The organism is Acidovorax sp. Q11 (genome assembly GCF_054950075.1).
Map to the genome: position 1 here is coordinate 1 of NZ_JBUDZG010000055.1, position 11,305 is coordinate 11,305.

The 11,305-nt window shown below is 65.8% G+C and carries 8 protein-coding genes; 7 read left to right on the forward strand and 1 reads right to left on the reverse strand.

The window, feature by feature from the left end:
• Positions 1–418 precede the first annotated feature (418 nt).
• From ACYZGB_RS22340 to ACYZGB_RS22350, 3 genes are all read left to right on the forward strand, one after another.
• Complete coding sequence (locus ACYZGB_RS22340; RefSeq protein WP_462391160.1) at positions 419–2,281, forward strand: bifunctional metallophosphatase/5'-nucleotidase; 1,863 nt, start codon at positions 419–421, stop codon at positions 2,279–2,281.
• 400 nt (positions 2,282–2,681) lie between these two features.
• Positions 2,682–3,023, forward strand: coding sequence for a hypothetical protein (locus tag ACYZGB_RS22345; protein ID WP_462391152.1), 342 nt, complete (start codon positions 2,682–2,684; stop codon positions 3,021–3,023).
• A 30-nt stretch (positions 3,024–3,053) separates the two neighbouring features.
• Positions 3,054–4,487 carry a hypothetical protein gene (locus ACYZGB_RS22350; RefSeq protein WP_462391153.1) on the forward strand — a complete coding sequence of 478 codons (1,434 nt, stop codon included), beginning with the start codon at positions 3,054–3,056 and terminating at the stop codon, positions 4,485–4,487.
• 21 nt (positions 4,488–4,508) lie between these two features.
• Here ACYZGB_RS22350 and ACYZGB_RS22355 read toward each other — a convergent pair whose 3' ends face one another.
• Positions 4,509–5,354, reverse strand: a complete 846-nt coding sequence (locus ACYZGB_RS22355; RefSeq protein WP_063460113.1) for a MurR/RpiR family transcriptional regulator — start codon at positions 5,352–5,354, stop codon at positions 4,509–4,511.
• A gap of 237 nt (positions 5,355–5,591) precedes the next feature.
• Here ACYZGB_RS22355 and ACYZGB_RS22360 point away from each other — a divergent pair, with 237 nt between their 5' ends.
• The 4 genes from ACYZGB_RS22360 to tal are packed head-to-tail and all read left to right on the forward strand — an operon-like array spanning position 5,592 to position 10,912.
• Entirely contained in the window at positions 5,592–6,617 is a 1,026-nt protein-coding gene (locus tag ACYZGB_RS22360) for an ABC transporter substrate-binding protein (protein WP_462391154.1), read from the forward strand.
• Positions 6,617–8,848 (forward strand): ABC transporter permease, encoded by a 2,232-nt coding sequence (locus ACYZGB_RS22365; RefSeq protein WP_462391156.1) that lies wholly within the window; start codon positions 6,617–6,619, stop codon positions 8,846–8,848. The genes ACYZGB_RS22360 and ACYZGB_RS22365 overlap by 1 nt, the downstream gene beginning before the upstream one ends.
• 26 nt (positions 8,849–8,874) lie before the next feature.
• Positions 8,875–9,957: an ABC transporter ATP-binding protein gene (locus tag ACYZGB_RS22370; RefSeq protein ID WP_462391158.1), complete on the forward strand. Its 1,083-nt coding sequence runs from the start codon at positions 8,875–8,877 to the stop codon at positions 9,955–9,957.
• Between the two features lie 7 nt (positions 9,958–9,964).
• Positions 9,965–10,912: a transaldolase gene (tal, locus tag ACYZGB_RS22375; protein WP_462391159.1), complete on the forward strand. Its 948-nt coding sequence runs from the start codon at positions 9,965–9,967 to the stop codon at positions 10,910–10,912.
• Positions 10,913–11,305: the final 393 nt, after the last annotated feature.

Below are 11,305 nucleotides of genomic sequence, written 5' to 3' on the forward strand. Positions count from 1 at the left end.
GTTCGCTTTGGCTCAGATGGGTGTAGTTCATGGTGCACTTGGGTTGACTGGCAGGTCACACAAGTCATCTTCACTCACTTGTCTGGGCCTACCTTTTGGCTACGTGCACTTCGTTGTTTAAACCGCCCTTTAAAAATCTGACCCCGCCCAACGTTCCTCCTGCATCTTTCCAGTAGCCCCGCGCCGCCCCCTCGGCAGGTGGGGCCGCTGGCCAGAACAACGCCACAGGCTCCTGCGGGAGCCTGTGGCGTTTTTGTTGTCGGCCATGCCTCTGCGGTTTCACGCCCCTGTCATGCGGCCTGCCCACGATGCAGGCTTTTGTGAACCACCACATAGACACAGGGGCCGGAACATGACGATGGATTTGGGGGCAATTCAGATACCGCTGCACCGCGCATTGCGCCGCACACGCGTGGGCATGCTGGCGCTGGCGGCGGCCGGTGCCTTGGCCGCCTGTGGCGGCTCCGACGGCGGCGATCAGGCCAAGCCGCTGGAGCTGACCATCCTGCACATCAACGACCACCATTCGACGCTGGAGTCCCGGTCCAAGACGCTCAAGCTTTCGGCCGGTGGTGCATCGGCTGTGGATGTGGCGGTGGACGCCGGTGGCTTCCCGCGCGTCACGGCCGCCATCAGCGAGCTGGCGGCCCAGTCCCCCCATGTGCTCAAGCTGCACGCGGGCGACGCGCTCACCGGCACGCTGTACTTCAATCGCGCCGGGGCCGATGGCGAGGCCGACGCGGCCCTGATGAATACCGTGTGTTTCGATGCCTTCACCCTGGGCAACCATGAGTTCGACAAGGGCGACACGGGCCTCAAGGGCTTTCTGGACCTGCTGCGCAAAGGCACGTGCAAGACGCCCGTGCTCAGTGCCAATGTGCAGTTCGGCGCGGGCTCGGCACTCAATGCGGCGCGCGCGGCGGGCTACGTCAGCCCTTCCACCGTGGTCGAGCGTGACGGCCAGAAGATCGGCATCGTGGGCCTGACCATTGCACAGAAGACCAAGGCTTCCTCCAGCCCCGACGCGGACACTACCTTCCAGGATGAGACCGCCGCCGCCCAGCGCGAGATCGATGCCCTGCGCGCCAAGAACGTTAACAAGATCATCCTGCTCAGCCACATCGGCTACGAGTACGACAAGCAGGTGGCTGCGCGCCTGTCGGGGGTGGACGTGGTGGTGGGCGGCGACTCGCACACCCTGCTGGGCCCCAACACCCTGACCACCAGCGGCGTGGGCTCGCCCGCCGGTGCCTACCCCACCCGCACCACCGACAAGGACGGCAAGCCCGTGTGTGTGGTGCAGGCCTGGGAATACGCGCAGGTGGTGGGTGAACTCAAGGTCAGCTTCAACGCGCAGGGCGAGGTCACGCAGTGCACGGGCACGCCCCATGTGCTGATTGGCGACAGTTTCACCCTCGGCGGCAAGGCCGCCACCGATGCGGAAAAGGCGGCGATCAAGGCCAGTGCCGCCGCCACCGGTGTGCTGCGCATCACCACGCCATCTGCCCCGGCCACCACTGCCTTGCAACCGTTCAAGGACCGCGTGGCTGTGTTCAACAAGACCCAGGTGGCCGTGGTGCCGCAGGAGCTGTGCTCGCGCCGCGTGCCCGGTGGTGTGGGCTCGGTGGACTACAGCCGCTCCAGTGCAGCCTGCAACGCCGAAGGCAGCGTGAACGTGCGCGGCGGCGACATCCAGCAGATGGTGGCCCAGGCCTACCTGGAGGTGGCCAACGAGAAATACGGCGGTGCCGACATCACGCTGCAAAGCGGCGGTGGTGTGCGCATTCCGCTGCAGGGCACGGTAACGGCCGCGCAGGTGATCCAGGTGCTGCCGTTCGGCAACATGCTGTTCCGCCTGGACATCACGGGCCAGGAGGTCAAGGGCATGCTCGAAGATGGCCTGGAAGCCGTGTACGGCACGGGCGGCTCCACCGGCCCGTACCCCTACACCGGCGGCCTGCGCTACGACGTGAACACCAAGGCCGCCTTCGGCAGCCGCGTGGGCAACATCGAGGTGCGCAACCCCGCCACGGGTGCGTGGGGCGCGCTGGACGCAGCCAGGACCTACAAGCTGTTCGTGCTGAGCTTCAACGCCACCGGCGGTGACGGCTACAAGACCCTGGCCGCCGTGCCCGCCGCGCGCCGCCTGGACATTGGCGTGCTCGATGCCGACGTGTTCCTCAGCTACATCGACAAGCAGGCCAAGGACACTGCCACGGGGCTGCCGCTGCTCAAGCGCCTGCCGGTGGAGCTGTACAGCACCCGGAGTTTTGTGAACTGATTTCTGCTGTGATGGAAGCGTTTTTTTGGGAGTGATCGGCGCTCACCGAGCGTCCATGCAGCGCGCAGCCCCCCAGCGCCTCCTCCCCCTCGCGGGAAGCGCGGGGGAGCGGGGCTCCGCCAGCCATCTCAATCAAAGTAATTCACAGCGCTCCATTTTTCATAGCTGCTGTCGCCTATTCCACGGGCGCTGAGGCACCAGAAGGCCTCAAGTTTTTCCCACGAAGGGCCCACGCGCCCACAGTGCCAAATAGTCCTTGGCACCTTGCTAGGTGCGTCGATATGATCCGCCGCGGTTTAGGCCCGCTCCGGTGTGGCGCTTGTTTGTGCTCGTCTTTCCACCTCTGCGCATCCCGTTTGGTGCGTCCCGCTTTCCTATCTTCTCCGTCCTGCCTCTTTCCATGCGTTTTTCTTGTCTGCCCCGCGCGGGTCAACGTGGGGCCTTTGCGCGTGCCCTGCCCACCATCTTGTTAATGGTCATGCTGGGCCTGGCCCTGTTCTTGCAGCCCAGGGTTGCTCATGCGGTGGCCGAACTGCGCACCCTGATCGACGTGGACGGCAACCCTGCCACCGGCTGCAACGTGGTCACTCCGGCGGGCGTTTTCCAGGGATCCGAGCAGGCTGCGGTCACGCGCATCGACCTCGCGGCCCCCAGCCCGGTGGGCGATGTGTCGCGCGAGGTGTGCCAGGGCGGCGCATTGGTGGCTGACCCCAGCTTTGTCCCCTTGGCGCCGCTGCAGTGACCCGCAGGCATTGATGCTGCCGGGCCACAGGTGGACGTAGTCGAAAGCTACACCCGCTTGGTCGCGCCGCCGACCTCGCTGCGGTTGGGGTTTACGGCCAGCACCACCGATTCCAGCTTCGCACCCAGCGCCTTGTTGTCGGTTCATGGCGCCGCAGGTGGCGGTCCGGTGATGCTGGCCGCCGCAGGGACGCCCACAGTCTCCGTGCCGGTGCTGGGTTCGGGCGGGCTGTTGTTGCTGGCCTGCGTGCTGGCACTGGCTACCTACCGTTTCGCGCCTGCGCGCCGCGTGGCCGCCACCGGCTCGGTGCTGTGCCTGGCTTTTTCCGTGGGCCTGGCCTGGTCGGCCCTGGTACGGGACGGTGAGCCGTCGGACTGGGTGGGCACGGCACCCATTGCTGCTGCGTCCACTACAGGCCCGTTCCAGATCGCGGCCGTGTATGCGCAGCTGCAGGGTGGCACGCTGCACCTGCGCTACGACCTGGACCTGGGCGTGCGCGACGGCACGCTACAGGACGACGGACCGTACGCCACCACCGTGGGCACGCCACTGCCCGTGGCTGCTCCCGGCCTGCTGGCCAACGACACGCTGGGCGCGCCGGCCATCGAAGTGCGCGAGTTCCGCCTGCAGGGCAGCCCCACCACTACGCCGGTGGGTGGGTCGGTGGTCTTTGCGGGCAGCACGCTCACGGTCAATGCCGACGGCGGCTTCACCATGGGAGCACCCACCGCACAGGGCCTGTTCCGATTTGAATACCGCGCGCGCAACCGCTTCAAGAACGGCGGTTGGGGATTGGCCACCGTGGCCGTGGGCGCCGCCGTGGTGTGCGGCGACGGCGCGCGTGCTGGCGCCGAGGCTTGCGACGACGGCAACACTGTATCGGAGAGCAGTTGCGCCTACGGCACCGTGAGCTGCACCGCGTGCAACGCGAACTGCAGTGCGCAGCTCAGCCTGATGGGAAACTACTGCGGCGACAACGCCATCAATGGCCCCGAGCTGTGCGACGACGGCAACAACACCACCGAAATCAGTTGTGCCTACGGCACGGCGAACTGCACCGCCTGCAACGCCAACTGCACGGCTCAGCTCAGCTTGGTCGGCGGCTTCTGTGGCGACAATGCCGTCAACGGGCCCGAGGCTTGCGACGACGGCAACACCACCACCGAGACCAGCTGCTCCTACGGCACGGTGACCTGTACGGCCTGCAACGCCTCCTGCACTGCGCCGCTCACCCTAGCGGGGGGCTTTTGTGGCGACACCATGGTGAACGGGCCGGAGGCCTGTGATGATGGCAACAACACCACGGAAACGAGCTGCCCCTACGGCAGTCCCAGTTGCTCGGCCTGCAATGCCTCGTGTTCGGCGCCGCTGAACTTGACGGGTCCTTTTTGCGGCGATGGCATCGTCAACGGCCCAGAAGCCTGCGACGGCACCGCAGGCTGCACGCCCACCTGCACCTATTGACGATGGGGCAAGGCGCGTTGCCTATGCGTAGCGCTTGGCCCGCAGGTTCTCTTTCATCTGCTGCAGGATGGGCTGCAGCGAGCCGCCAATGCGCAGCGCTACGCAGGTGGCCAGCACGTCGATGATGAGCAGGTGCATGAGGCGCGACACCATGGGGCTGTAGCGGTCGTAGCCCTCAGGGTGGTCGGCGGCCAGGTGGATCTGGCAGGTGCTGGCCAGGGGCGAGCCGCTGGCGGTGATGGCTATTGTTGTGGCGCCGTTCTTGCGCGCGATGTCGGCAGCGTCCATCAGATCGCGTGTGCGGCCCGAGTTGGAAATGATCACCGCGCAGTCGCCCGGGCCCAGCAAGGTGGCACTCATCACCTGCATGTGACCGTCGCTGGTGGCGATGGACGTGACGCCCAGGCGGAAGAACTTGTGCTGCGCGTCCTGTGCCACGATGCCGGAGTTGCCCACGCCGTAGAACTCGATGCGCTTGCCGGTTTGCCAGGTGGCGGCAATGGCCTCGGCCGCGCGCTCCAGCGCCACGGTGCTGGCGGCGTTGCGGTATTGCAAGAACGCCGCCACGGCGTTGTCCACCACTTTCACCAGCACGTCGCCCGTCTTGTCGTCCACGTCCACGCTGCGGTGGATGAAGGGCACACCCTCGCTCACGCTGCCCGCGAGCTTGAGCTTGAAGTCCGCCAGGCCGTCATACCCCATGCTCCGGCAAAACCGCACCACGGTGGGCTTGCTTACATGGGCGCGCTCGGCCAGCTCGCGCACGGGCAGGCGGGCAAAGCTGCGGGGGTCGGCCAGCACCAGCTTGGCCACACGTTGTTCGGCAGGGGCCAGGGACGAGAGCGAGGCGGTGATGCGGTCGAGCATGGGGACGGGTTTCCTGGTGGGGGGCGGCGGCAGAGAAAGAAATGGTAACTGCGTTTCATGCAAAGTGGGTCATGAGTTACCACGAGGGCGGCTCAACCTGGCCGGAGCCCTCTGCATGTGCCCCTGCGTTTACCTGTGCATGCACACCCTGCGTGTTATCCCGGTGGCCGGGGGCGTGGCCCGGCTCTAGGATGGGCTGAAACTTTATTGTCATATTTGATTGGAACGGAAGCCACGATGCGCAAGCCCATCCCCCACACCTTCGCCGCTGCCGCCCTGGCCCTGCTGGCCTCCAGCGCTTACGCCCAAGGCCAGGTCAACATCATCTGCTCGGTGCAGGCCGAATGGTGCAACCTGATGTCCACCGTGTATGCCAAGACCACGGGCACCAAGGTCAACATGACCGCCAAGGGCTCGGGCGAAGCGCTGGCCCAGCTCAACGCCGAGAAGGCCAACCCCAAGACCGATATTTGGTTTGGCGGCACGGGCGACCCGCACCTGCAGGCGGCCGAGCAGGGCCTGACGCTCGAATACAAATCGACCCAGCTCGCGCAGCTGCATCCCTGGGCGCAGAAGCAGGCGGTGGACTCCAAGTACCGCACTGTGGGCGTGTACCTGGGCCCGCTGGGTTTTGGCTACAACACGGAGCTGCTGGCCAAGCGCAAGCTGAAAGCCCCGCAGTCCTGGGCCGACCTGCTCAAGCCCGAGTTCAAGGGCGAGGTGCAGATGGCCAACCCCGCATCCAGCGGCACGGCCTACACCATGATCGCCACGCTGGTGCAGATCATGGGAGAGGAAAAAGCCTTTGAATACCTCAAGGCCCTGCACCCCAACATCAGCACCTACACCCGCTCGGGCACGGCGCCCGTCAAGGCTGCGGCGCGTGGCGAGACAACCATCTCGGTAAGCTTTGTGCACGACGTGACCACCGAGGCGGTCAACGGCTTCCCCGTGGGCTCGGTCACCCCCTCCGAAGGCACAGGGGCCGAGGTCGGCTCCATGAGCATCGTCAAGAACGGCCCCAATACCGAGGCGGCCAAGAAGTTCTACGAATGGGCGCTCACGCCCGGTGGCCAGCAGTTTGGCCTGGCGGCCAAGCAGTTCCAGCTGCCCAGCAACACGCAGGTGCCCAAAGACCCGCGCATGACCGACCCGGCCAAGATCAAGCTCATCAACTACGACTACGCCAAGTACGGCGCGAGCGCTGAGCGCCGCCGCCTGATCGCGCGCTGGGAGAAGGATGTCCAGAACGCGGCGCGCTGATGGTGGCCGCGACGGATGCGATGGGGGCAGCACCCCGGCGGGCGGGCTCGGCCAACCGGCCCCTGTGGGCCTGGGTGCTGATCGGGGTGCTGGGCTACTTGCTGTTGCCCTGGTACGCGCAACAGGACGCGAACGGCCTGCTGGCCGTGGGCCAGGTGTGGGGCGATGCGCAGGCGGCCAATGGCTTGCTGCAGGCCGCGCAGCATGGGCGCCCCTGGCTGTGGCTGGGCCTGCTGGGCCTGGCCGTGGCGGGCGCGGGGGCGGCCCTGCCTGCGGGCCGCCAGCAAGGCCGCGTGCTGGCGGCGGGCGGTGCGCTGGGGCTTGCCGCCCTGCTGCTCAGCGGCTTTGCAATCGGCGCGCGGGGCTGGGCCTTTGACTGGATGAACACCAGCCTGGGCGAGCTGGGCATGCGCCAGCCGGGCATGGGTTGGGGCGGCTTTGTGGTGCTGTCGGCACTGCTGGTCTTGGTGGCATTTGGCATTGCGCGGCGCGGTTTCTTCAAGGGCGATCTGTTTGTGGCGGCCGCCGTGTTGGGCTGCGGCAGCCTGCTGGCGCTGTTCATCGTGTTCCCGGTGCTCAAGGCGCTGTCGGCCGCGTTTTTTCTGGAAGACGGCCCGTTCTCGCTGGCCGTGATGTGGGAGCGCATCGCGCACGAGCGCAACTTTGGCCTGGCCTGCCTCGGTGGCGGGCAGCGCTGCGGCGTGGCGTGGAACACGCTGTTCCTCGGGCTGATGACGGCCACCAGCACCACGCTGCTGGGCACCTTCATGGCGCTGATGGCCGAGCGTGCCTCGCGCCGCTATGCCCGGCCGCTGAACATCGTGGCGCTGCTGCCCATCATCACGCCGCCGTTTGTAGTGGGCCTGGGGCTCATCCTGCTGTTTGGCCGTGCGGGCGTGTTCAACCAGTTCCTCGAATACGCGTTTGGCATCACGCCCACGCGCTGGTTCTACGGCTGGCTGGGCGTGTGGGTGGCGCAGACCTTTGCGTTCACTCCCATCGCCTTCATGATCATGCGCGGCGTGGTGCAGGGCGTGGCGCCCAGCCTGGAAGAGGCCGCGCAAACCCTGCGCGCCAGCCCGCACCAGACCTTCATGACCGTCACGCTGCCGCTGCTCAAGCCCGGCCTGGCCAACGCCTTCCTGGTGGGCTTCATCGAGAGCATGGCCGACTTCGGCAACCCCATCGTGGTGGGCGGGCAGTTCTCGGTGCTGTCCACCGAAATCTTCTTCGCCATCGTGGGCGCGCAGTACGACCAGGGCCGTGCCGCATCGTTGGCCTGGATCCTCACGCTGTTCGCGCTCACCGTGTTCGCCATTCAGCGCGGGCTGCTGGGCAAACAGAACTTCACCACCGTCTCGGGCAAGGGCGACGCGGGCATTGCCATGCCGCTGCCCCAAGGGGTGCGCCGCGTGGTGCACTCTATTGCGCTGCCCTGGATGGCGTTCACCCTCATCGTGTACCTGTTTGCCTTAGCCGGTGGTTTTGTGCAGACCTGGGGGCGTGACTACACCATCACGCTGGCGCATTTCCGCACCGCTTTCAGTGTGGACTGGGGCGAGTTTGGTGTGGTGTGGGCGGGTACGGCGTGGAACTCGTTCTTCACCACCATCAAGCTCGCGGCCATCTCGGCGCCGCTCACGGCCACGCTGGGCATCGGCATTGCGTGGCTGCTGGCGCGCACCGAGTTCCGGGGGCAGGGCGCGTTCGAGTTTGCAGCGCTGCTGGCCTTCGCCATCCCGGGCACGGTGCTGGGTGTGAGCTACATCCTGGCCTTCAATGTGCCGCCGTTCGAGCTGACGGGCACGGCGCTGATCATCGTGCTGTGCTTCATGTTCCGCAACCTGCCGGTGGGCGTGCGGGCGGGCACGGCGGCCTTCAAGCAGCTGGACCGCTCGCTCGATGAGGCGTCCGTCATGCTGCGTGCGGGCAGCGTGCAGACGCTGCGCCATGTGGTGTTGCCGCTGCTCAAGCCCGCCCTGGTGGCAGCGCTGGTCTACAGCTTTGTGCGTGCCATCACCACCGTGAGCGCGGTGATCTTTCTGGTCACGGCCGAGAACGAACTCGCAACGACCTACATCATCGGCCGCGTGGGCAATGGCGACTATGGCGTGGCGCTGGCCTATTGCACGGTGCTCATCATCCTCATGTCGGCCTCCATCGGGCTCATTCAACTGCTCGTCGGCGACCGCAAGCTTGGGCGGCGTGCGGCCGCACCCGCCGCGCACTGACCCCTCTCCAAAAGAAGAACAACGCCATGAACCACAGCGACGCGGGCATCGTGTTCCGCAACATCACCAAGCGCTACGGCACTGACAGCAGTGCAGCCTTGGCCGTCAAGGGCATCAGCTTCGAGGTGCCACGCGGCACGCTCACCACCATCCTCGGCCCCTCGGGCTGCGGCAAGACGACCACCTTGCGCATGATTGCGGGGCTGGAGTCGCCCACCTCCGGTGAGATCTTCATCGGCGGCAAGGACGTGACCACGCTCGGCCCCGCGCAGCGCAACGTGAGCATGATGTTCCAGAGCTACGCGCTGTTCCCGCACATGAATGTGGTGGAGAACGTGATGTACGGCCTGCGCATGTCCGGCCAAGGCAAGGAGGCGGCCCGCGCCAAGGCCGTGGAGGCGCTGCGCGGCGTGGGCCTGGTGGGGTTTGACGACCGCCTTCCCAGCGAGCTTTCGGGCGGCCAGCAGCAGCGCGTGGCCCTGGCCCGTGCGCTGGTGCTGGAGCCCGAAGTGCTGCTGTTTGACGAGCCCTTGTCCAACCTCGACGCCCGACTGCGCCGCGAGATGCGCGAAGAGATCCGCGCGCTGCAGCAGCGCCTGTCGCTCACGGTGGCCTACGTCACACACGACCAGGCCGAGGCCATGGCCGTGAGCGACCAGATCATCGTGATGAACCAGGGCTTGATTGCGCAAAAGGGCTCGCCCCGCGCGCTGTACGAAACCCCGCACAGCGAATTCGTGGCCGGTTTCATGGGCGAGGCCATGCTGTTCCCGGCTGTGGCCGACGCTGACGGCACGGTGGCGCTCGGCCCGCTGGTGCTGCGCCCGCGCGTGGCGGTGAAGAGCGGCCCGGTGAAGGTGGCGGTGCGCCCTGAGGCCTGGCGCATTCACCGCCAGCGCGCGGGCTTGCTGCCCGCGCGGCTGGCCAAGCGCGCTTACCTGGGCGCGGTGCACGAATACACCTTCGACACGGCGCTGGGCCATATCTTTGTGGTGTCGTCCGACTTGGACGATGTGCTGGCCGTGGGCGACGAGGTGCAACTGAGCCTGGGTGCCCACGGCGTATCGGTGGTTGGTAGTACCGAAGGCGCAGGGCCTGATGCGGAATAATGGCGCCATGAACCAACTCGACGCCCTCAAACAGTTCACCACCGTGGTTGCCGACACCGGCGACTTTCTGCAACTGGCTCAGTTCCGTCCGCGGGATGCCACGACGAATCCCTCGCTGATTCTCAAGGCGGTGCAAAAGCCCGAATACGCGCCGCTGCTCAAGGACACCGTTGCCAAATGGCAAGGGCGCGCGATGGACGAGGTGATCGACCGCCTGCTGGTGCGTTTTGGCTGCGAGATCCTGACCCATGTGCCTGGCCGCGTTTCCACCGAAGTTGATGCCCGCCTGAGCTTTGACACCAGCGCCACCGTCACACGCGCCGAACGCATCATCGAGCTGTACCAGGCCGAGGGCATCCATATCGACCGCGTGCTCATCAAGATCGCATCGACCTGGGAAGGCATCAAGGCCGCCGAGCAGCTGGAGCGCAAGGGCATCCATACCAACCTCACGCTGCTGTTCTCGTTTGCCCAGGCCGTGGCCTGCGGTGACGCCAAGGTGCAGCTCATCTCGCCCTTTGTGGGCCGTATTTACGACTGGTACAAAAAGCAGGCAGGTGCAAGCTGGGATGAGGCTGCGCGCGCCGGTGCCAACGATCCCGGGGTGCAGTCGGTCACGCAGATCTACAACCACTACAAGCGTTTTGGCATTGCCACCGAGGTGATGGGCGCGAGTTTCCGCAACGTGGGGCAGATCACGGCGCTGGCCGGGTGTGACCTGCTGACCATTGCGCCCGAGCTGCTGGCGCAGCTGGCGGCGAGCGATGCGCCGTTGCAGCGGGCGCTGGATGCGGAAGCCGCCAAAGCCATGGATTTGCCTGCAGTGAACTATGACGAGGCGGGGTTCCGTTATGCGTTGAATGAGGACGCGATGGCGACGGAGAAGCTGGCTGAGGGGATTCGGGCGTTTGCTGCGGATGCGGTGAAGCTGGAGAAGCTGATCCTGGCGGCTTGAGGTTGCTTTTGGTTTTTTGGGCGGCTGGTGCTTGTTTTGGGAGCACCAGCCGTTTTGTTTTTTTAGCTCTGCTGTTTTGATTCCCCGTTCGGGCTGAGCTTGTCGAAGCCTTGGAGCTACCTCGGAACCGATCGGGCTCAGGTTTTCGAAGCTGGAGCCTGTTGGTTTGAAAGGCGTGCTTGGGCTGAGGTCGGAGGCCGGGAGTCGCCCGGCATGCGAGTAACTTTCTTTCGCGTCGCCTGTATGGACCGGACACATGGGAAACAGGTGTGCGGAGACATAGGAAACACTTCTCCTTGGCAAACCCTGCCCAGGAGAAACCTATGCCCTGGCAACCGAGAGATCTCATGACCACCAAACGAGAGTTTGTGCAACTGGCACTGCAGGAAGGCG